The organism is Amycolatopsis sp. NPDC114505, from assembly GCF_055633615.1.
The window spans coordinates 1,894,633-1,915,863 of record NZ_JBVKDV010000001.1 but is presented as its reverse complement, the minus strand read 5'-3'; the positions used below and the strand labels follow the sequence as shown (position 1 = coordinate 1,915,863).

The window sequence follows — 21,231 nt, the reverse complement described above, 5'->3', positions numbered from 1 at the left end:
CCGAGAGGACAACTCGGCGATCCGCCGATCCCGGGGCTTGACGCGATCAGCTCAAGATGAGCGCCGTCCGGCGGACCGTGGCGACCTCGTCCGCCGGGCGCGCGGCGAGCAGCCCGGCGATCGGGCCGTGCCCCGGCAGCACCGCGGCCGGCTCGATCTCCGCCCACGGCACCAGCACGCTCGCGCGGTCCGGCGTCCCGGGGTGCGGCAGCAGCAGCTCCGGGTCGTCGGACGTGACGCCGTCCACCGTGACCACGTCGACGTCCAGGGTTCGCGGGCCCCAGCGCAGCTCGCGCACCCGGCCGGCGGCCTGCTCGGCGGCCTGGCCCGCGCGCAGCCACGCCCAGTGATCGCGCGCCGGGTCGTCGACGACGCAGACGGCGTTCAGGAAGTCCGGCTGGTCCTCGACGCCCCACGCCTTGGTCTCGTACACGCCCGAGACGGCGACCAGCGCGGGCCGCACGGCGTCCAGCGCCAGCTTCAGGAAGCCGAGCCGGTCGCCGAGGTTCGACCCGAGGGAAAGGACGGCGCGGCTCATCGCTCTCGCTTGACGGTGACCGCGACGTCGTCGAAGGTCAGCGGGATCGGCGCGGAAGGTTTGTGCACCGTCACCTCGACCGCGCCCAGCCGCTCGTCACGCATGACCTCGTCGGCGATCTTGCCCGCGACGCTCTCGATGAGGTCGTACGGCTCGCCCGCGACGATCCCCGCCACCAGCTCGGCCAGCTCGCCGTAGTGCAGGGTCTTCGTCAGGTCGTCCGACGCGGCGGCCGGCCCGAGGTCCAGCCACACGGTGACGTCGACGACGAACTCCTGACCGTCCCGCTTCTCGTGCTCGAACACGCCGTGGCGGCCGAACACCCGCAGGCCGGTCAGCGTGATCCGGTCAGACATCCGGCGATCCCTTCCACCAAGCGGCGGCCACGGCGACCGCGTCCAGCGACGCCCCGACCTCGTGCACCCGCACGCCCCACGCCCCCGCGGCCGCGGCGAGCGCGGAGATGGCGGCGGTGGCGTCCTCACGGCCGTCCGGCGGACGCGGCGTGCCGTCCTTTGTGGACAGCAGCCGGCCGAGGAACCTCTTGCGCGAAGCGCCGACGAGCACCGGGAAACCCAGGGAGAGCAGCGAATCCAGGCCACGCAGCAACGCCCAGTCGTGCCCGGCGTTCTTCGCGAAGCCCAGCCCGGGGTCCAGCACGATCGCGCTCTCGGCGACTCCCGCCGCCAGCGCTTCGTCCACTCTGGACAGCAGCTCGCCGCGGACGTCGGCGACGACGTCTTCGTACTCGGCGAGGGCCTGCATGTCCCGGCTGTGACCGCGCCAGTGCATCAGCACCCACGGCGCCCCGGACTCCGCGGCGACGCGCGCCATGTCCGGGTCGGCCAGCCCGCCGGAGACGTCGTTGATCACGTTCGCCCCGGCCTCGAGCGCCGCGGCGGCGACGGCGGCACGCGTGGTGTCGACCGACAGCGCGACCCCTTCACCGGCGAGCGTCCGGATCACCGGCAGGATGCGCGCCAGCTCGGTCTCGGCGTCCACCCGGGCCGCCCCCGGCCGGGTCGACTCACCCCCGACGTCGATCAGGTCGGCCCCACGCGCCCACATCTCGCGGGCGTGCTCGAGCGCCTGCTCGATCCCGAGGTACCGGCCACCGTCCGAAAAGGAATCGGGCGTCACGTTCAGCACGCCCATCACGACGCAACGGCCGGGCGCGGGAAGCCCCACGCTCACCGGCGCGCCCTGATCAGGTCGAGCGCCTCCGCCCGGGAGGAGGCGGAGTTCTTCAGCTGCCCGCGCACGGCGGAGGTGGTCGTGCGCGCGCCGGGCTTCCGGATGCCACGCATGGCCATGCAGAGGTGTTCGGCCTCGATCACGACGATCACACCGCGCGGTTCGAGCTTCCGCACAATGGCGTCGGCGACCTGGGAGGTCAAGCGCTCCTGGACCTGCGGACGCTTGGCGTAGAGGTCGACGAGCCGGGCGAGCTTGGAGAGCCCGGTGACCTTCCCGGCGGCGTTCGGGATGTACCCGACGTGCGCGACGCCGTGGAATGGCACCAGATGGTGTTCACAATTATGCGTTAAATGTCCCGCAATCAAAAAAGTCGGATGCGGATCGCATTTGAAACTGTAGACGGTATAGGGCTTGGTTCCTGACGCGATCACGGGCGTGACCGACTCGACCTGCACGTACTCCGACTCGATGAGGTCGGTCGCGTAGTCGTCCTGCGGGAAGCCGTGCTTCCGGAACCAGCTGTCCGCGACGTACAACCGCGAGGCGGTTTCACCCGTGCGAGCGGTGAACCGGGCACCGATCACCGTCGCCAAGTCCTCGAGGAACGGTGTGTTCGCGCTGGCGATGATGCGCCCCGCCGAATGCTTGCTGCGGTGTCCGTCCCCGTCGACGTATCCGTCGAGGAAGCCGTTGAAGGTCGACAAGTCGTTGAGGACGACCATCGGGAACCGCTGACGCTGATGGTGTGCGTCGCCGCCGACGTACTGCCGCATCAAGTCGGCGAGGAACGACGACACCACTCGAACCCGGAAGCCGGGCAGGTCGCGGCCGAGATATCCCGACGGCCGCGAGATCGGTTCGATCTTCGCGTCGATCCCGAACGCACGGTGCAGGGACTCCGCGAACTTCTTCGCGTAGTCCCGGTCGTTCACGACCAGCGACACATATCGCTCGGCGACCGTGCCGTCGGCGCAGACCGTGCCGACGACATAGCCGAAGTCGTACCCGAGGGTCGGCCGCCAGCGGTCCCGGCAGAGCTTCTTCGCATGGGTCCACTCGATGAACGAGCCCTCGACGTCCTTGGCTTCCTTCCAGCCTTCCGGCGTGGCCAAAGGGTGGTCGGGAGTGACCTGGAACTTGCCCACCGAGGTCTTGACCTCGACCAGCTCACGCGTCTGGTGCGAGCTGATCTCGGTGACCTCGGTCTCCTCGACGTTGCCGCCGACGAGCGTCCAGAGCTTGTCGCCCACTCGCACCTCGGCCGCCTGCTTGCGGCCGCCGACGGCGTTCACCGTCTGCTTGCTCGGCACGCACTGGCTGAACATCGGGATGTCCGTGACCAGCACCAGCTCTTCGTGGGACTCGTCGAACGTCTTGTCCAGCACCGAGTCCGGCTCGGTGTACAGCCCGGCGAACATCTCCTGGTAGGCCCGGGCGACCCGGGCGGGAGTGTCCTTCAGACCATCCCGCTCCGGGTTTTCGCCGCATGCCAGAAGGAGCTCGCGGATCGCCTTCTCCGCCCGGTCGTGGTCGAAGACCGGGCGGTCGGCGTCACTGGGGCTTTTCTGGTCCATCCACGTCACGACGCTCCCCCTCGCTCTGCTGGTTGCCGGCTTGGTCGGCGAACCAGCCGTGCTCGCGAGAGCGTTCTTCACCACCGGGCCGCCACGACTGGCCCGGCTGACCGCCCGGCGAGGTCGCGGGCGTCCAGCCCGGAGGGGCACCGTAGTTCGGGGGACCGCTCTGGCCCGCCGGACCGCCCGGGTAACCGCCGGCCTGCTGGCTGCCGTGGTTCTGCGGCCAGTGCGCCGTGCCGTTGGGGCCACCGTTCGAGCCGCCGTAGGGACGGCCGCCGTTCGGGTAGGCGCCCGGCTGCGGTGCGGCGTACGGGTTGGCGTTGGGGTCGACCGGCGCCGGGTACGGCGGGCCGCCGGGCAGGTCGCCCGCGCCCTGGGCGGTGCCGACCGGGGTCGGCTCCGGCTTCAGGACCGGCTTCTCCTTCTCCGGCGGCGGCCACGGCTCGCCGCGCTCCATCGCCAGCTCGCCCGGGGTCTTGATCGGCGGCTTGTCCGACGGCGTCCGCTCACCGAACTCGTTGAACACGGTGATGTGCGGGCGCTTCTCGACCGTCGCGAAGATCCGCTCCAGGTCCTTGCGGGTCAGCGTCTCCTTCTCCAGGAGCTCGATGACCAGCTCGTCGAGCACGTCGCGGTAGGTGTTGAGCACGTGCCACGCCTCGGTGTGCGCCGTCTCGATGAGCTTGCGCACCTCCTCGTCGATCTCGTGCGCCACCTCGAGCGAGTAGTCCGCCTGACGGCCGGCCGAGCGGCCCAGGAACGGGTCGCCCTGCTCCTGGCCGTACTTGACCGCGCCGAGCCGCGCGCTCATGCCGTACTCGGTGACCATCGCGCGGGCGATCTTCGTCGCCTGCTCGATGTCCGAGGACGCGCCGGTGGTGGGCTCGTGGAAGACGAGCTCCTCCGCCGTGCGGCCACCCATCGCGAAGACCAGCCGCCCGATCATCTCGGAGCGGGTCATCAGGTCCTTGTCGTCCTCGGGGACGAGCAGCGCGTGCCCGCCCGTGCGGCCGCGCGGCAGGATGGTCAGCTTGTAGACCGGCTCGATGTCCGGCATCGCCCACGCGGCGAGCGCGTGCCCGCCCTCGTGGTAGGCCGTGATCTTCTTCTCCTTCTCGGAGATGATCCGGCTCTTGCGAGCGGGGCCGCCGACGACGCGATCGACCGATTCCTCGAGCTCGACGTCGCCGATCACGTGCCCGTTCTTGCGGGCGGTGAGCAGCGCGGCCTCGTTCAGCACGTTCGCCAGGTCGGCGCCGGACATGCCGACGGTCCGCTTGGCCAGGCTGGTGAGGTCGGTGCCCTGGGCGATCGGCTTACCCTTGGAGTGCACCTCGAGGATCGCCTTGCGGCCGCGCAGGTCGGGCGCGGACACCGGGATCTGCCGGTCGAACCGGCCCGGGCGCAGCAGTGCCGGGTCGAGGATGTCCGGCCGGTTGGTCGCCGCGATCAGGATGATGCCGCCGCGGGCGTCGAAGCCGTCCATCTCGACGAGCAGCTGGTTCAGCGTCTGCTCGCGCTCGTCGTGCCCGCCGCCGAGGCCAGCACCGCGCTGGCGGCCGACCGCGTCGATCTCGTCGACGAAGATGATGCACGGCGCGTTCTGCTTGGCCTGTTCGAACAGGTCACGCACTCGCGACGCACCGACACCGACGAACATCTCGACGAAGTCCGAGCCGGAGATCGTGTAGAACGGCACGCCCGCCTCGCCGGCGACGGCTCGCGCGAGCAGCGTCTTACCGGTACCGGGCGGCCCGTAGAGCAGGACGCCCTTCGGGATCTTCGCGCCGAGCGCCTGGTAGCGCGCCGGGTTCTGCAGGAAGTCCTTGATCTCGTACAGCTCTTCGACGGCCTCGTCGGCACCCGCGACGTCCCCGAAGGTCGTCTTGGGCATGTCCTTGTTCAGCTGCTTGGCCTTGGACTTGCCGAAGTTGAGGACGCGGTTGCCGCCGCCCTGGGCGTTGTTCATCATCCACATCAGCAGGCCCAGCACGAGGGCGAGCGGGATGGCGAAGATGAGGATCTGCGTCAGCACGCCCTGCTGCGTGACCTTGGTGGTGAACTTGATCGGCTGGCCGCCGGTCTTCGCCGCGGTCAGCGAGTCGTAGATCGGGCGGGTGGCATCCGCCGGATACTGCGAAATGATCTGGGTGACCTGCTGGCCGTCCACGTCGATGGGCTTGGCCAGCAGCAGTTTGAGCTGCTGTTCCTTGTCCTCGAGGCTGGCTTCCTTGACGTTGTTCGAGGAGATCTGGGAGTTCGCCACCGAGATGGGTGCCTGGGTGTACCCACGATCACTGTCGAAGATCGTGTTGTACGCGAACAACGCCAGCAACCCCGCGACGATCCACAGCAGTGGGTTCCTGAGCACGCTCTTCCGGTTCATACGACTCGGCCCTGGTGGCCTCGACCCTCCCTGGTTGGGCGGCTCCTGTGATACCCGCCATCACGATCTTGACAAACCCGCGGTGCCTTGGACACCCGTCCCATCAGGGTACCGTCCGCTGCCGCGTTCATCCCCTGTGAGCCTCTCGCAGGTCAACGGGCGATACCGCGCCCGGGTTCCCGCCCGGCGTCCACAGCGGTCACGCTATCGCGTGCCGTCGGACACACTGTTCACCATCTCGCCCAGCCGGGTCCGCAGCGTCGCCGGGTCGGCCGGGGCGACCGTGACCCACTCACGGCCGTCCGTACCTGCGCGGGAGAGGCTGAGGTAGCGCCCGGTCGCGGTGTCGAACCAGGCCAGCACCCGGGACCGCTGCTTGGCCCCGACCTGCGAACGGCTGTTCGCTGCCAGCTGACCGCCCCGCTGCCGCGGCTGCCCGGAGATGCGGCCGTAGGCCTCCCGCGGGTCGGCCGTGATGCGTTCGCTCAGCGGCGTCCGGCGGGCCTTCCCCCGCTCCTCGGCCGCGTTCGACGGCAGGGAGACGGGCACCCGGATCGGAGCGGTCCGCAGGGCGTCGTCCAGCGGAAGTGTGACCGACGCCTCGCTCCCGCGCGGGCCTGCGGGGAGCACCCCGACGACGGCCGAGACCAGGCCGTCCGGTGGGACGTCCCGCAGCCAGATGCCGTCGGCGTCCTGCACCGCGAGGACGCCCTTAGTGTCGTCGGCCGCCGCGAGGACGCCGATGGTGGGCGCCTCGAACTGCGGGATGTGCAGGGCGTCGATGGTCAGCGGGGCGAAGGCGAGCAGCTGCAGCGCGTCCTCGATCGGCGGCGCGAGCCTGCCGCGCGACTCGCGGATGCCGCGGGCCTTCAGCTCGGCGTCGACGCGGTGGCGCAGCGAGACGCGCTCGTCTTCGGTCGCGCCGTGCGACCTGACCAGCAGCGGGTACGGCAGCTCGCCGACCTGCGCCGACTCCCAGAGGAAGTCGAACGCCAGCGGCGAGAAGAACTCTTGCATCACTACTCTCCCGGATCAGACTCTTGCTCAGCGTAGCCCGCACCACCGACAAAAAGTGATCATCGAGTGGGCACGCTCGGAGAAACCGGAGCCCGATCTTGGCAGAGAGCGCGAACGGCCGCGGCGTCAGACCGTGCTGGTCGTCGTCGCTCCCGCGAGCATCTCGCCGAGCCGGTGGCGCAGCGTCGCCGCGTCGGCCGGGGCGATGCTGATCCAGTCGCGGCCGTCGCGGCCACGGGTCGCCTGGGTGAAGTAGCGGCCCGTCTCCGTGTCGAACCAGCTCAGCACCGGCGTCCGGGTGCGGCCGCCCATGCGCGAACGCGCGTTGGCCGCGATCTGGCCCCCGCGCAGCCGCGGCTGGGCGTGCAGCTTCGCCAGCGCCTTGCGGTCCTCGTCGGCCGACGAGCGCTCGTCACCATTGCCCCGGCGCGAGAGAAAATCGACGCCGTGGGCGCCGACCAGCTGCTCCAGCGGGACCGTGACCGACTTCTCCGAACCGCGCGGGGCGCCCGGGAGCAGCGAGACGATCGCGCTCGCCAGCCCGTCCACCGGGCACGGCTGCAGGTGGAGACCACGCGTGTCCTGCACCGCCAGCAGCCCCTGCCCGCCCAGCACGCCTGCGATCGCCAGCAGTGGTTCGGCGTCCGGAGCGATCAGCTGGACCGCGTCCAGGCTCAGCTCGGCCTGCGCGAGCACGCCGAAGTAGTCCTCGACGTGCGGTTCCGGCCGGCCGCGGCCGTCGGCCAGCCCGCGCGCGGCCAGCCCTTCCAACGTGCGTTGACGCAGCAACGACCGCTCGTCCACGGTCTCGCCGTGCGAACGGATGCGCAGCGGGTACGGCAGCTCGCCCAGCCCGGCGGACTCCCACAGGAAGTCCACCTCGACCGGGGTGAGCAGCTCAGCGTTCGGCATCGAGCCACCCCCAAGAGAAACCGGGCCGGGCCCGCCTCGGCGTGCCCGGCCCGAAGGATCAGCGGTCTTCGTCGTCCTCGGACCACGCGCCGATGACCGGCGGCGGGGTCGCCTGGTTCGCGCCGAAGGCCGCGTCCGGGTCAGCCTCGATGAGGAACGACGCGTGCGTGTGCTCCTCGTCCTGCTCGCCCTGAGCACCCTGCGGGGCCATGCCGCCCATGCCGCCCATGCCGCCCGGGTTCATCGGCGGCGGGGTCTGCCCGCCGATGGTGCCCGCCGACGAGACGAGACCCTGCTGCGGCGCCTGAGCCGACGCAGCACTCTGCCCCTGGCCGTCGGCCGAGGCCAGCGACGTCTCGTTCTCCGACTTGGCGCCGGACCGGTTGCCCTTGCCCAGCGCACGGGACGCCAGCGCGCCGAGGCCGCCGGCGGCACCGCCGAGGCCGAGACCCATGCCGATCTTGCTCAGCGGGTTGCTGCCGCTCGGCTGCCCGGCACCCGAGCCGACGTGGCCCGCACCGGTGCTCGTGCCCGCACCCGTGCCCTGGCCCGCGCCCGGGACGGAACCGTCGCCGCCGAACGCCGCCGCGTCCTGGCCGAAGCCGCCGGCCGCGGCGCCGTGGACGCCGTTCGGGCCGACACCCGCGTGCTGCGCGTCGAACGCGCCGCCGTGGCCGCCGAAGCCCGAGCCGCCGGAAGCGAACACCGCGCCGCCCGCGCCCGACAGGCCCTGAACCGGGCCCGTGCTGCCGACGCTGCTGATCCCGCTGAAGGAGATGGAGTTGTGCGTGCCCGTCGGCTTCATGCCGAGCGACTCCGGGCCGAAGCTCGGGGTCGAGCCGTCGACCTCGCTCATCGCCTGGGTGTAGGCGTTGAAGAACGCGACCTGCTGCGCCTTGACGTCGTTGGCCGCGTCCGCCTGCGCCTTCTGGTCGGCGACCAGCGCCGCCGGGCCGCCGGCCAGCGCGGCCGCCATGGCCTGCTTGGGGTCGTAGTCCTTGGGGGCCGGCATCTTCTTGACCTCGGCGGCCGCCGCGGCCTGCCGGGCGAGCCGGTCGGACATCGTGTGGGCGGCCTCGGACGCCTGCGAGCCCGAGTTGGCGATGGCCACCAGCGCGCCCTGCGCGCCCGCGGCACCCCGGCCGACCCACGCGTTGCCCAGCTCGGCGATCGAGTTGTACAGGTGGTCCGACGCCTGCTTCAGTTCCGTGCCGTGGTGCGTCCAGGCGTGCCCGGTCGCCTCGGCCGTGCCGGGGTCGTTGTTGTTGACCGCGCCTTCGTACAGCTGCTGGCTGGCCTGCGCGTTCCAGTTCGGCGGGTTCGCGATCGCGCGGTCGCTGCCCATGTCGAAGCCGTCGGAACGGCCGCGGGCGTCCGCGACGATGTTCTGCGACGCCGAGTTGTCGCCGAGCGGGACGATCGAGCCCGGGTCAGTGGAGCCCGACGGCTGGTCGCTGTGGTTCGGAGCCATGATTCGAAATCCCCCTCTGGGCTCAGGCGTTGCGGAACGGGTCGGCCGCGGCCTGGTCGATCTCGTGGTACCGGGACATCGCCGTGACGATGCCCTCTTCGGCGGCGGTGTACTGGTCGAGCAGGTTCTGCAGCGCGGAGGCGTAGGAGTCGTTCCCGCCGTCGGCGCGCTGGACGAACTTGGCGGCCATCGCGTTGCCGACCGGGTTGTCCCCGAGCTTCGGCGGCTGCGCGAGGGTGCCCGCACCGCTGAGCAGGGCCTCGACGGCGTCCTTGCCCGTGCGGATCTTGTTCAGCACGGTCTGCGCGGCGTCGGGGTCGATCCCGACCTGACCCGCCACGGCCGCGGCCTTGAAGGCGTTCGCGTCGGCAGCGCTGCTGTTCGCCATCTGAGCTCTCTCCCGTTCCCCCGACCCGGTCACCGCGGGCACGAATGGTCTTCGCATAGGTTAACGCACGTGATCAGAGCCTATGACGCAATCCGCGATGCCGGGGTTCCGCAAAAGCGGTAGTTGCGGTGAACGGTCGGTGAACTCGACCGATGCACTACGACGTGTAGACCTTCGGGTCCAGCGTCCCGATGTAGGGCAGGTCGCGGTAGCGCTCGGCGTAGTCCAGGCCGTAGCCCACGACGAACTCGTTGGGGATGTCGAAGCCGATGTACTTCACCGGGACGTCCACCTTGACCGCCTCCGGCTTGCGCAGCAGCGAGACGACCTCGAGCGACGCCGGGTTCCGGCTGGCGAGGTTCTTCAGCAGCCACGAAAGCGTGAGGCCGGAGTCGACGATGTCCTCGACGATCAGCACGTCCCGGCCCGCGATGTCGCGGTCGAGGTCCTTGAGGATCCGGACGACGCCGGACGACGACGTCGACGAGCCGTAGGAGGAGACGGCCATGAATTCCAGCTGCGTCGGCAGCGGCAGCGCACGGGCGAAGTCGGTCATGAACATGACCGCGCCCTTCAGGACACCCACCAGCAGGAGTTCACCCTGCCCGTTGGCCGGATAGTCGGCGGCGATCTGCGCCGACAGCTCCGTGATCTTGTCCTTGATCTGCTGCTCGGTGACGAGCACGGAGGCGATTTCGCCCTCGTACACGGGTCATTCCCCTCGGGTGGTGGGTTGGGAGGTGAGGCAGAGCCTGCCATGCGCCCGCCGCGCCTCCAAGTTGCCGGGCAACCAGACACCGCCCTGACCACGCCACCGGGCGACGAGCTCGTCGACCGCGCGGAGGTGCGCGTCGGTGAGCTCGCGCACACCCGATTGCAGCAGCCACCTGCGGATAACCCGCCGCCGGACGGCCGCGGGCTCGGCACCGAGGATGCCGACATCCAGACCTTCGAAGCCGCCCGCGCGGGTGAAGATCATGTCCGCCATTGTGTCCAGCGCCTCACTGTCCTCACGCAGCTGCGCGGCCGTGCGGGCGAGTGCGCCGGCGACGCCGCCGTTGAGGACGTCTTCCAGCAATGGCAGGACTTCGGTCCGCAACCGGACCCGCGTGAAGCGCGGCTCGGCGTTGTGCGGGTCGTCCCAGGGTTCGACGCCGAGCTCGGCGCAGGCGGCGCGGGTGGTGGCCCGCGCGACGGCGAGCAGCGGCCGGCCCCACGGCGGGTCGTGCGGCCGCATCCCGGAGACGCTGCGGGGCCCGGAGCCGCGGCCGAGCCCGAGCAGGACCGTTTCGGCCTGGTCGTCGAGGGTGTGCCCGAGCAGGACGAGGTCGTGACCGCCTAGCGCGCGGTAGCGGGCCTTGCGCGCGGCCGCTTCCGGGCCGCCCGGGCCGGTGACGTCGGTGCGGCGCACCTCGGCTTCGTCGGCGCCGAGGGACTTCGCGGCCGCGGCGGCGTCGAGCGCGATCTTCGCCGAGCCCTCCTGCAGGCCGTGGTCGACGACCAGCGCGCGGACGCGGTGGCCGCGGTGGTGCCCGACGTACGCCGTGGCCTCGGCCAGCGCGAGGGAGTCGGCGCCGCCGGAGACCGCGACGCAGAGTTCGGACGGCGCCTCGACGGCGTCCAGGAAGGCGCGGACGGCCCGGCGGACGGCCGCGACGGCCGGCCCGGTCATCCGTGCAGGCGCCGGACCCACGCGGCCGGGTCGGCGATCTCGGCGCGCGAGGGCAGGGTGTTCGGCGACCGCCAGACGGCGTTGAACCCTTCCATGCCGACGGCGTCCACGACGTGCTTCGTGAACTTCGCGCCTTCTTCGTACTGACGGATCTTCGCGTCGACGCCGAGCAGCGCGCGCAGCAGCCGGTCGAAGACACCGCCGCCTTTGCGCCGGGCGGTGAACCGCGCGCGGATCGTGTCGACGCTCGGCACGACCCGCGGGCCGACGGCGTCCATGACGAAGTCGGCGTGGCCTTCGAGGAGCGTCGAGAGCGCCAGCAGCCGGTCGAAGACCGCGCGCTCCTTCGGCGACTGGAGCAGCTCGGCGAGGTTCAGCTTCGGCCCCTGCTTGATCGCCTCGGGCAGCCGGCCGACCAGGTCGGCGAGGCCGTCGCTGCCGCCGCCGGCGAGCCCGGAGACGAGCCGCTCGACCTCGTCGGCGAAGTAGTCGCGCAGCCAGGTGACCGCGGTGAACTGGAGCCGGTGGGTGCATTCGTGCAGGCAGACCCAGAGCCGGAAGTCCCGGGCCGGGACGTCCATCGCGCGTTCGGCGGCGACGACGTTGGGCGCGACCAGCAGCAGCCTGCCTTCCCGGTCGGGGCCGCCGAAGGGGTCGTACTGGCCGAGCACGCGGCTGGCCAGGAAGGCGAGCACCAGCCCGGTCTGCACGCCGGCGCCGCCGGCCAGGATCGGCCCGAAGGGGCCGCCCTGTTGCGGCAGCGCGCGCCCGGTGAGCGCGTCGAGCCCGGCCGCGGCCGAGCGCACCCAGCCGGGGCGGTCGACGACTTCGCCGGGCAGCAGCGGCAGGTCGAGGCCGAGGTTCGTCAGCTCCCGGACGTGCCCCTCGGCCTCCATGGTCAGCTCGCGCAGATCGGTGACGGCCGACTCGGCCTCTTCGCGCGGAACCTGCGGGCCGCCGCGCACCAGCAGCGCGCCGGTCTGCGCGGCGAGCGCCCAGTCGACCATGGGCCGGGTCTCGGTTTCCTGACTCACCCTTCCGACGCTACCTGCCCGTGGTGGGTTTCCGGCCACGATCTTCGTACGGTTCGGCGTCCGAGCAGTGCACGGCTACGAGCACCCGCACTTGCGCAGGCTCGTCGCGAGGGCGTCGATCGCGTCCCGGCCCGGCTGCTGGTCGGAGCCGTTGGACATGAACGCGAACACCAGCACCCGGCCGTCCTGGTCGAGGACCAGGCCGGCGAGGGTGTTGACGCCGGTGAGCGTGCCCGTCTTCGCCCGCACCCAGCCGCGCCCGGCCTGCGACGCGGCCGTCTCGAACCGCTTGTCCGCGAGCGTGCCGGACCCGCCCGCCACCGGGAGGCCGGCCAGCATCGCGCGCAGCTTCGCGGTGTTCGGGTTCTTGCCCTCCGGCGCCGCCGCGGCCGCCATGAGCTGGGTCAGCAGCTTGGCCGGGATCTTGTTCTCCCCCGAGATGCCGCTGCCGTCGGACAGCTTGACGCCGCTGGTGTCGAAGCCGTGGTCCTTGAGCACCTTGATCGTCGCCGCGGCGCCGCCGGCGAAGGTCGCCTCCTGGCCGGTCGCCAGCGCGACCTGGCGGGCGAGGGCCTCGGCGAGGACGTCGTCGGACAGCTCCATCGTGTCCGACACCAGCTCGGTCAGCGGTGCCGACTTGACCTCGGCGAGGACCTTCGCGTCCTTCGGCGCGGACGCCTGGCCGCCGCCCGAGGCGCTGAGCTTCGACGCGATCGTCGAGGCCAGCGCACTGCCCGCGTTGGGCACGCGCATGGAGTTGTTGTTCTTCGGGTCCTGGCGCCCGGCGTCGGCCATCACCGACCCGATCTGCGTCGCGAACGTCGACGGCGCGTCGCCCGCGGCCCAGCCCGGCGCGGTCGTCGCGCCCTTGAAGAGGCTCAGGTCGACCTGCACCTTCTTCACGTTCGGGTTGGCCTTCTTCACCTGCGCGACGAGGTCGTCGACGTGCGCGGCGCCCGGGTACAGGGGCGACTCGGTGCCCAGCGGCAGCGAGGTCAGGGTGACGTCGCCACCGCCGACCAGGATCACCGTGCCCGGGTCGGCGCCCTGGACGACCTTCGTCGACAGCCGCGTGTTCGGGTCCATCGCGAGCAGCGCGGCCGCGGTGGTCAGCACCTTCGTCGTCGACGCGGGGGTCACCGCCGTCCCCGCGCTGTGGTCCCACAGCGTGGTGCCGCTGACCGGGTCGACGACGCTGCCGTTGAGCTGGCCGAGCGCGCTGTTCCCGGCCGGGCCGGTCAGCACGGACTTGACGCCGTTCGCGGTCGGCGCCTGCCCGGCGGTGTCCGGGCCCTGCAGCTGGCGCGTGGCGGCGACGGGCTCCGGGCTGTCGCCCTTGGGCGCGTTCGGCGCCCAAGGCAGGCCGAGGCGGTTCGACACCTTCGGCATCGCGGCGGCGATCCCGCCACCGGCCAGCACCAGCAGGACGACCACGACGAGCGCGATGATCTTGCCCTTGCGCCGCTTCTTCTTCGGCGGCTCCTCGGCGGACGCGGCCGCGGGCTGGGCCGGCGGCGGCGGGGGCTCCGCGGGCGGCTCGGTGCGCGGCTGCGGCTGCTGCCGGAAAGCCCCGGGGAACTGGGTGGGCCGCTCGATCCCGACGGTCGCCTCGGCGTCGAACCGCTGGCCGTCCGGCTCGATCCGCATCGGCCGGGCCAGCGACCCGGCGGACGCCGGCGGAACGACCCCGCGCGGTGGCTCCGGCGGCAACGCGGGACGGCGGTCGTCCGGCACGTCGAGGCGCTGGGCCCAAGGCTGCTGCGGAGGCTCCTCACGACGCTGCGACTCCGAGCGCTTCAGCTGCTCTTCGCGGCGCGACTGCTCCTCGCGCCACAGCTGCAGCTCTTCCCGCCAAGGCTGCGCTTCGGGCTTGTCGGGCTGGGGCTCGTCGTGACGGTCCTTCTGCTCACCGGGCCAGACGTTGCGCTCGACCGGCACCACCGGCACCTTCGACGGCTCCATCTGCTGGGTGCTCTGGGTGTCCGGCTTCGCCTCGATGTACTGCGTGCTCTCCCCGGCCGGCGCGTCCGGCTTCAGCTCGGCCTTCTTCACGTCGATGTACTGGGTGCTCTCCGCGACCGGTGCCGGCTCGGGCGCCGGTTCGGGCTCGGGCTCGGCCGGTTTCGGCTTCGGCTCGCGCGAGCCGAGCCGGTCGGCGAGGTCCTGCTTTGCCGGGGGCGGCGACGGCGGCGGCTCCTCGGCGGGCACGTTCAGGCCGGGGACCAGTTCGGGCTCGACGTTCGGCGCGAACCACGATCCCTTCGGCGCCTCACTGCCTGTGACCTTGGGCACGCCGGACGGCTCCGAAGCGCTCGCCGGCGGGTCGGGCAGCGACATCGGGGTGGTCTTCCGCGCGCCCGACGACGAGCGGTCTTCGTCCGACGAAGGCCACATCGGCTGGTCGTTTTCCGGCACCCACCACTCCTTCTCACCTGCCCCAGGAGGGGCCAAGCTCACATGCCCCCGGGCCGACATCGATGCGGCCCCGAGGCAGGGCGTAGTCCACACTAGGAGACGTCAAGACAGTCGCTAAGGTTGCCGCCCGCGACGTGCGGGCACGCCCGGATCTATAAAGAAGCAGCGAGGACGCCGTGGAGTTCGACGTCACGATCGAAATCCCCAAAGGGGAGCGCAACAAGTACGAGGTCGACCACAAGACCGGCCGCATCAAGCTGGACCGGACCCTGTTCACGGCCACGCAGTACCCGGCCGACTACGGCTTCATCGACGACACCCTCGGCCAGGACGGCGACCCGCTCGACGTCATGGTGCTCGTGCAGGAGCCGACCTTCCCCGGGTGCCTGATCCGCTGCCGCGCGATCGGCATGTTCCGGATGACCGACGAGAAGGGCCCGGACGACAAGGTCATCGCCGTTCCGAGCGCCGACCCGCGCCTGGAACACCTGCGCGACATCCACCACATGAACGAGTTCCATCGGCTGGAGATCCAGCACTTCTTCGAGGTCTACAAGGACCTCGAGCCCGGCAAGAGCGTCGAAGGCTCCTCCTGGGTCGGCCGCACCGAGGCCGAGGCGGAGATCGCCCGGTCGTACGAGCGCGAGACCGACCGCCTGGCCAAGGAAGCGGCCAACGGCGGCTCGGCCCACTAGCCCGCACGTGAAAGGCCCCCTCGGGAATCTCCCGAGGGGGCCTTTTCACGCGGTCAGTGCGCCAGGGCGAGGGCCGGAGCGCCGTCCGCTTCGGCGTCCGCGCGCTGCTCCATCGCCGACTTGTCCGAGAGCGGCTTCTCCTTGAGGAACCACACCAGGGCGAACCCGACGGTCAGGACGATCCCGCCGACCAGGAACACCGTGCTCATCGACTCGGCGAAGCCCTGCAGGATCGGCCGGGCCAGCGTCGGGTCGAGCGAGGACAGGAAGGACGTGTCGTTGACGTCCAGGCCGCTCTGCATCTGCTTCGCGAACTCCGGGTGCTGCGCCAGCGCCGACACGTAGGCCGGGGTGGTCATCGCCGAGCGGATGGCGTTCGCGATCCGGTCGCCGACCGTGCCGAACAGGATGGACAGGAACACCGCGGTGCCCGCCGTGCCGCCGATCTGCCGGAAGAAGGTCGCCGCCGAGGTGGCGACGCCGATGTCCTGCGGGCGGACGTCGTTGGTCGCGGCCAGCACCAGCGTCTGCATCGAGGCGCCGAGGCCGAGGCCGATCACGAAGGCGATCACCATGACCAGGGCGAGCGAGCTGTCGACGGTGATGGTCGAGAGCGCGAACAGCGCGGCCGCCATCAGGCCGATCCCGGCCACCGCGAACATCTTGTAGCGCCCGGTCTTCGAGATCAGGCGGCCGCTGGTCAGGCTGGCGACCATGATGCCCAGCGTCAGCGGGAGCATCTGCAGGCCGGCCTGGGTCGGCGTCGCGCCCTTGACGATCTGCAGGTACAGCGGCAGCGACATCATCGCGCCGAACATCCCGGCACCCTGCACGACGGTGACCAGCGTGGCCATCCGGAACACGGGGCGCTTGAACAGGCGCAGCGGCAGCAGGGCGGCGTCGCCCATCCGGCGTTCGATCCAGACGAACGCGGCCACACCCAGCCCGCCGACGACGTACATGGCGATCGAGGCGGCGGAGCCCCAGCCCCACTCACGGCCCTGCTCGGCGACGATCAGCAGCGGCACCAGCCCGGTGGCCAGCGCGACGGCACCCCAGTAGTCGACCTTCTGGTTCACGCGGGTGTGCGGGAGGTTCAGCACCTTGGTGACGACGACCAGCGCGGCGAGCGCGATCGGGACGTTGACCAGGAAGACCCAGCGCCAGCCGGTGATGCCGGCGAAGGAGTCGACCCCGGCGAAGAAGCCACCGACGACCGGGCCCAGAACGCTCGAGACACCGAAGACGGCCATGAAGTAGCCCTGGTACTTGCTGCGCTCACGCGGCGCGGTGATGTCGGTGATGATCGCCAGCGCCAGCGACATGAGGCCACCGGCACCGAGGCCCTGGAAGGCGCGGAACGCGGCGAGCTCGTACATCGACGTGGCCATACCGCTGGCCAGCGAACCGACCAGGAACAGCGAGATGGCTGTCAGGTACATGGGCTTGCGGCCGTAGAGGTCGGACAGCTTGCCGTACAGCGGCGTCGAGAGCGTCGCGGTGATCAGGTACGCCGTGGTGGCCCAGGCCTGCAGTGACAGGCCGTGGAGCTCATCGGCGATGGTGCGCATCGACGACGAGACGATCGTCTGGTCGAGTGCGGCGAGGAACATGCCGAGCATCAGCCCGGACAGGACGGTCAGGATCTGGCGGTGGGACAGTTTGCCGTTCGTAGCGGCTGCTCCTTCCGCCGTGGTGGTGTCGCTCATGGTGGTCTCCCTCGGTCAGCCTTCGCTGTAGTTGCTTGTACCTCTCAACTACTTGCCTCGACCAAGTATTCCTCGGAAGCTTGCATGGTGCAATCAAGTTTTCTGTGAGCCGCGTCTCCCGGCTCCCGGACGCGCTGAAGGCCACCTCCGACCTGCGGAAGTGGCCTTCAACGGGCGAGGATCAGGCGGAATAACCCGGGATGGGGAACGGCGCCAGGAACTCGCGGATCTCCGCGGCGATCGAGTCCAGGCTCGACTCGTCGGTGGCCGCGGCGGCCGTCACCGTGCGGTCGATCCACTCCGCCACCTGGGCCTGGTGCTCCGGCTTGAGGCCACGCGTGGTGATCGCGGACGTGCCGAGCCGGATGCCCGACGGGTCGAACGGCTTGCGCGGGTCGAACGGCACCGTGTTGTAGTTCAGCTCGATGCCCGCGCGGTCCAGCGCCTGCGCCGCCGGCTTGCCCGCGACCGCCTTGTTCGTCAGGTCGATCAGCAGCAGGTGGTTGTCCGTGCCGCCGGAGACGAGGTCGTAGCCGCGCGCGAGCAGCGCGTCGGCCAGCGCTTTCGCGTTGGCGACGATCGTGTGCGCGTAGTCGCTGAAGTCCGGGCGCTGCGCTTCACCCAGCGCGACGGCGATCGCAGCCGTCGTGTGGTTGTGCGGGCCGCCCTGCAGGCCGGGGAACACCGCCTTGTCGACGGCCTTCGCGTGGTCCGCGTCGGACAGGATCATCGCGCCGCGCGGGCCGCGCAGCGTCTTGTGCGTCGTGGTCGTGATGACCTGCGCGTGCCCGACCGGCGACGGGTGCGCGCCGCCCGCGACGAGCCCGGCGATGTGCGCGATGTCGGCGACGAGCACCGCGTCCACCTCGCGCGCGATCTCCGCGAACGCCGGGAAGTCGATCGTGCGCGGGATCGCCGTGCCGCCGGCGAAGATCAGCTTCGGGCGGTGCTGACGCGCGAGGTCGCGCACCTGGTCGAGGTCGACGCGGCCGGTCTCCTTCGCGACGCCGTAGCGCACCGGGGTGAACCACTTGCCGGTCGCGGAGACGCTCCAGCCGTGCGTGAGGTGGCCGCCGTCCGGCAGCGCCATGCCCAGCACGGTGTCGCCGGGCTGCGCGAAGGCCAGGTACACAGCCAAGTTCGCCGGAGAACCGGAGTACGGCTGGACGTTCGCGTGGTCGGCGCCGAACACGGCCTTCGCGCGTTCGATGGCGAGCTGCTCGACCTGGTCGATGAACTGCTGGCCCTCGTAGTAGCGCTTGCCCGCGTACCCCTCGGAGTACTTGTTGGTGAGCACGGTGCCGGTCGCCTCGAGCACGGCCTGCGAGACGTAGTTCTCCGACGCGATCAGGCGGATCTTGTCGTGCTGGCGCTTCGCCTCGTCCTCCACGAGCCCGGCGATGGCGGGGTCGGCGGCGGCGAGTGCGTTCAGTTTCGGCTGGTGTGTCATGGCGTACTCCGGCTCTGGAGTGGCCTTCACCCAGGCGCGCGGTGCCGGCCTCGTCGTCGCTTCCCGGTGGTGCTCCACCTCGATGGCGCCAGTCGCTGCTGCGGGAAGAGCCTAGTCCACGGCGCTCGAGGCTCGACGGTGTTCCGCGCACCACTTGCGGGTGCAGCCCGACGTCCGGTCGCAGAATGGCCGGTCGCAGGTCGCGCAGCGCTTCACCCGCCGCCAGCCGCCGACGGTCACCAGTTCGGCCAGCCCCGCGGCGGCCGCGGCCAGCTCGCTCGCGCCGGGCCGCGGCGTCACGTAGACGATCCGCCAGGCCGCGCCGGTGTCGACGAGCCGCGGCCGCGCCCCGGCCTCCGCCAGCACGGCGTTGAGGCGGCGCGCGGCCGCGTGTTCGTCGGGCAGCTGCGCGACGATCCCGCACAGCCGCGGGTTTCCCTTGCGCAGCAACCGTTCCGCCACCCCGAGCTCGGGGTCGAGCGCGTGGAACGGCGGCACGATCGCGTGCTTGCGCACGTCAGTCGACGACCACGACGCCCATGGACCGGGCCGTGCCCGCGATCGTGCGCATCGCCATCTCGACGTCGGCGGTGTTGAGGTCCGGCAGCTTCCGCTCGGCGATCTCCCGCAGCTGCTGCGTCGTGATCTTGCCGGCGACCTCGTGCCCCGGCCGCGCGGAACCCTTGTCCCCCAAAGCCTTCTTGATGAGGAACGCCGTCGGCGGCGTCTTGAGCCGCAGCGCGAACGAGCGGTCTTCGAACACCGACACGACCACCGGCACGATGTCGCCGCGCTGGGCCGCCGTCGCCGCGTCGTAGGCCTTCTTGATCTCGACGAGGTTGACCCCGGTCTGCCCCAGCATCTTGCCGAGGTCGACGACCGGGGCGTTGCCCGCGGCGAGTTCGAGGGTGGCCTGGTGGGTGAGTTTCTTCGGAGCCATGCCCCGAAGCTAGAGTCTCCAGTTACTGGAGAGTCAAACTCAATCCAGGGGCTTGGCGCCGGCCTTGTGCCGCCTCGCCAGGTCCTGGTAGACGGGCGCGTTGTGCTCCACCCACAGCCGCGCGGAGTCGGTGAGCGGCACGAACTTCTTGGCCGGGCTGCCCATCGCGACCACCTCGGACGGCACCTCGGTGCCCGGCGTCACGGTGGCGCCGGCCGCGACCAGCGTCCGCTCGCCGATCTTCGCGTCGTCCAGGATCGTGGAGCCGTTCCCGATCAGGGCCTGCTCGCCGACCGTGCAGTCGTGCACCAGGCACTGGTGGCCGACGGTGGCGTTCTTGCCGATCTCGCACACCTTGCCGATGTTGACGTGCACGACCGAGTTGTCCTGGATGTTGGCGCCTTCGCGCACGATGATCTTGCCGAAGTCGGCGCGCAGCACGGCGCCGTACCAGACCGAAGCGTCCTTCTCGACGACGACGTCGCCGATGAGCGTGGCGGTGGGGGCGATGAAGGCGTCCGGGTGGACCTGCGGGCTGAGCCCTTCGAACGAGAACAGAGGCATGCCCGCACCCTAAACCGCCCCCGCGCGCTCAGCCGGTGATCGCCGCGTTGATCAGGATGTCGACGGCTTTGTCGTTGCGCGTGGTCTGCGGGACGATCTGGGTGTCACGCGGGTAGAAGCCCGGGCTGCTGCCCTTCGGGTACATCTCGAAGGTGAAGCTCCAGATCTTGTGCGTCGCCCACATCCAGTCGTTGACGCTGCCGTCGGTGATGTAGAGGTCGCTGGACTGCTGCGGCGTGTAGCCGTTGGTCGCGGCCATCTGCTTGCCGAGCGTCTCGAACTTCGTCGCCTCGGCGGCGGTGAGCCCGGGCGCGGTCCGGTCGTAGGTGTAGCCGAACGGCCACAGCACGAGCTCGGAGTAGGTGTGGAAGTCGATGTGCGTCTTGATCTGCTGGACGCCGCCGACCACGCGCGAGTTCACCCAGTTCGAGACGGCCCTGGCCTCGGGTGCGGAGAACGCCGCCGTGCCGCGGTAGGTCTCACTGGACGTCGAGCCCGACGAGCCGCCGCAGCAGCCCCACTTGTAGCCCCAGTTGCGGTTGGTGTCGGTGCCGGGACCCTGGCGGTTCTTGCGCCAGCTGTGGAACGTGCCGCCGGAGATGTCGTACTCGGAGCCGTCCGGGTTGACGCTCGGGACGACCCAGATCTCGGTGCTGTCGACGAGCCGCTTGATCGCGGGATCCGTCGCGTACCCGCTGGTCAGCCGCTGCACGATGCGCAGGCACATCTCGGTGGTGAGGTGCTCGCGCGCGTGCTGGTTGCAGGTGAACAGCACCTCGGGCTCGTTCTCGTCGGTCGCGGCGTTGTCGGAGATCTTGATCAGCGACAGCGCGCGGCCTTCGTACGACGTCCCGGCGCTGCCCAGCTTCGTCAGCGACGGGTAGTTCGCGACGGCCTTCTGCAGCTCCGTCTGGGTCTCGGCGTAGGTGTGGTAGCCGGTGTAGCCGGCCGGGAAGTCCTCGACGGTCGCGGTGCCCTGCGGCCGGTTGACCGCGCCGAGCGCCTTAACGCCGAAGCCGAGCGCGCGCAGCTGAGCCGCTTCGCCCGGGTTGGCGATGACCGTCGTCGTGCCGTTCGTGCTGTCGAGGATGTCGGCGCCGGTCCGGGCGACTTCGGTCCGCAGCTGGGCCGTGCCGGTGCCGGTCACCTCGTACACCTGCGGCCCGGCGTCGGGCTGGGCGACGGCGACGCCGCCGGTCGTGAGCATCAAGAGGGCGGCCGCGGCCGCCGCCAGGCACGTTCGTGAGCGCATCACGTCTCCTGCTC

Annotated in this window: 19 protein-coding genes, 2 pseudogenes and 1 riboswitch; of the genes and pseudogenes, 1 reads left to right on the top strand and 20 read right to left on the bottom strand. The window is 70.9% G+C overall.

The genetic code is table 11. The annotated features are described in order from the left end of the window. Positions 1-46: 46 nt before the first annotated feature. From folK to dacB, 14 genes and pseudogenes are all read right to left on the bottom strand, one after another. Positions 47-538: a 2-amino-4-hydroxy-6-hydroxymethyldihydropteridine diphosphokinase gene (gene folK, locus ACZ7OU_RS09620; protein ID WP_470254777.1), complete on the bottom strand. Its 492-nt coding sequence runs from the start codon at positions 536-538 to the stop codon at positions 47-49. Beyond that, a complete protein-coding gene (folB, locus tag ACZ7OU_RS09615) occupies positions 535-894 on the bottom strand; it encodes a dihydroneopterin aldolase (protein ID WP_470254776.1) in 360 nt (119 codons plus the stop codon). The genes folK and folB overlap by 4 nt, the downstream gene beginning before the upstream one ends. Next, positions 887-1,693: a dihydropteroate synthase gene (folP, locus tag ACZ7OU_RS09610; RefSeq protein WP_470240831.1), complete on the bottom strand. Its 807-nt coding sequence runs from the start codon at positions 1,691-1,693 to the stop codon at positions 887-889. Before folP ends, folB begins: the two co-directional genes overlap by 8 nt. Before the next feature lie 35 nt (positions 1,694-1,728). Beyond that, a pseudogene (folE, locus tag ACZ7OU_RS09605) lies at positions 1,729-2,073 on the bottom strand (GTP cyclohydrolase I); the annotation flags it as partial. Between the two features lie 972 nt (positions 2,074-3,045). Then, a pseudogene (locus tag ACZ7OU_RS09600) lies at positions 3,046-3,309 on the bottom strand (GTP cyclohydrolase I); the annotation flags it as partial. Next, entirely contained in the window at positions 3,287-5,698 is a 2,412-nt protein-coding gene (gene ftsH / locus ACZ7OU_RS09595) for an ATP-dependent zinc metalloprotease FtsH (RefSeq protein WP_470254775.1), read from the bottom strand. The pseudogene ACZ7OU_RS09600 and the gene ftsH, both read right to left, overlap by 23 nt. Before the next feature lie 204 nt (positions 5,699-5,902). Then, positions 5,903-6,718, bottom strand: a complete 816-nt coding sequence (locus tag ACZ7OU_RS09590) for an ESX secretion-associated protein EspG (RefSeq protein ID WP_470254774.1) — start codon at positions 6,716-6,718, stop codon at positions 5,903-5,905. Positions 6,719-6,841: 123 nt separating this feature from the next. Then, positions 6,842-7,627 carry an ESX secretion-associated protein EspG gene (locus ACZ7OU_RS09585; protein ID WP_470240714.1) on the bottom strand — a complete coding sequence of 262 codons (786 nt, stop codon included), beginning with the start codon at positions 7,625-7,627 and terminating at the stop codon, positions 6,842-6,844. 58 nt (positions 7,628-7,685) lie between these two features. Next, entirely contained in the window at positions 7,686-9,098 is a 1,413-nt protein-coding gene (locus tag ACZ7OU_RS09580; RefSeq protein ID WP_470254773.1) for a hypothetical protein, read from the bottom strand. A 22-nt stretch (positions 9,099-9,120) separates the two neighbouring features. Beyond that, positions 9,121-9,486 carry a hypothetical protein gene (locus ACZ7OU_RS09575; RefSeq protein WP_470254772.1) on the bottom strand — a complete coding sequence of 122 codons (366 nt, stop codon included), beginning with the start codon at positions 9,484-9,486 and terminating at the stop codon, positions 9,121-9,123. A gap of 157 nt (positions 9,487-9,643) precedes the next feature. Then, positions 9,644-10,195, bottom strand: coding sequence for a hypoxanthine phosphoribosyltransferase (gene hpt, locus ACZ7OU_RS09570; protein WP_072475819.1), 552 nt, complete (start codon positions 10,193-10,195; stop codon positions 9,644-9,646). A 3-nt stretch (positions 10,196-10,198) separates the two neighbouring features. Next, complete coding sequence (gene tilS / locus ACZ7OU_RS09565; protein ID WP_470254771.1) at positions 10,199-11,158, bottom strand: tRNA lysidine(34) synthetase TilS; 960 nt, start codon at positions 11,156-11,158, stop codon at positions 10,199-10,201. Next, entirely contained in the window at positions 11,155-12,165 is a 1,011-nt protein-coding gene (locus tag ACZ7OU_RS09560) for a zinc-dependent metalloprotease (RefSeq protein ID WP_470255905.1), read from the bottom strand. The genes tilS and ACZ7OU_RS09560 overlap by 4 nt, the downstream gene beginning before the upstream one ends. A gap of 102 nt (positions 12,166-12,267) precedes the next feature. Then, positions 12,268-14,607, bottom strand: coding sequence for a D-alanyl-D-alanine carboxypeptidase/D-alanyl-D-alanine endopeptidase (dacB, locus tag ACZ7OU_RS09555; protein WP_470254770.1), 2,340 nt, complete (start codon positions 14,605-14,607; stop codon positions 12,268-12,270). Positions 14,608-14,783: 176 nt separating this feature from the next. Here dacB and ACZ7OU_RS09550 point away from each other — a divergent pair, with 176 nt between their 5' ends. Continuing rightward, a complete protein-coding gene (locus ACZ7OU_RS09550; protein WP_470240710.1) occupies positions 14,784-15,302 on the top strand; it encodes an inorganic diphosphatase in 519 nt (172 codons plus the stop codon). Positions 15,303-15,355: 53 nt separating this feature from the next. Here ACZ7OU_RS09550 and ACZ7OU_RS09545 read toward each other — a convergent pair whose 3' ends face one another. The 6 genes from ACZ7OU_RS09545 to ACZ7OU_RS09520 all read right to left on the bottom strand — a co-directional run bounded on the left by ACZ7OU_RS09545 (position 15,356) and on the right by ACZ7OU_RS09520 (position 21,199). Next, positions 15,356-17,011 carry an MDR family MFS transporter gene (locus ACZ7OU_RS09545; protein WP_470254769.1) on the bottom strand — a complete coding sequence of 552 codons (1,656 nt, stop codon included), beginning with the start codon at positions 17,009-17,011 and terminating at the stop codon, positions 15,356-15,358. Between the two features lie 181 nt (positions 17,012-17,192). Then, positions 17,193-18,461: a serine hydroxymethyltransferase gene (locus ACZ7OU_RS09540; RefSeq protein ID WP_470254768.1), complete on the bottom strand. Its 1,269-nt coding sequence runs from the start codon at positions 18,459-18,461 to the stop codon at positions 17,193-17,195. 21 nt (positions 18,462-18,482) lie between these two features. Next, a riboswitch (ZMP/ZTP riboswitch) is annotated at positions 18,483-18,567 on the bottom strand. Between the two features lie 5 nt (positions 18,568-18,572). Further along, positions 18,573-18,977, bottom strand: coding sequence for an ABATE domain-containing protein (locus ACZ7OU_RS09535; protein WP_470254767.1), 405 nt, complete (start codon positions 18,975-18,977; stop codon positions 18,573-18,575). A gap of 1 nt (position 18,978) precedes the next feature. Further along, positions 18,979-19,401 carry an uL11 family ribosomal protein gene (locus tag ACZ7OU_RS09530; RefSeq protein WP_470240706.1) on the bottom strand — a complete coding sequence of 141 codons (423 nt, stop codon included), beginning with the start codon at positions 19,399-19,401 and terminating at the stop codon, positions 18,979-18,981. Between the two features lie 39 nt (positions 19,402-19,440). Beyond that, complete coding sequence (locus ACZ7OU_RS09525) at positions 19,441-19,965, bottom strand: gamma carbonic anhydrase family protein (protein WP_470240705.1); 525 nt, start codon at positions 19,963-19,965, stop codon at positions 19,441-19,443. A gap of 28 nt (positions 19,966-19,993) precedes the next feature. After that, entirely contained in the window at positions 19,994-21,199 is a 1,206-nt protein-coding gene (locus ACZ7OU_RS09520; RefSeq protein WP_470240829.1) for a M14 family metallopeptidase, read from the bottom strand. Positions 21,200-21,231 lie beyond the last annotated feature (32 nt).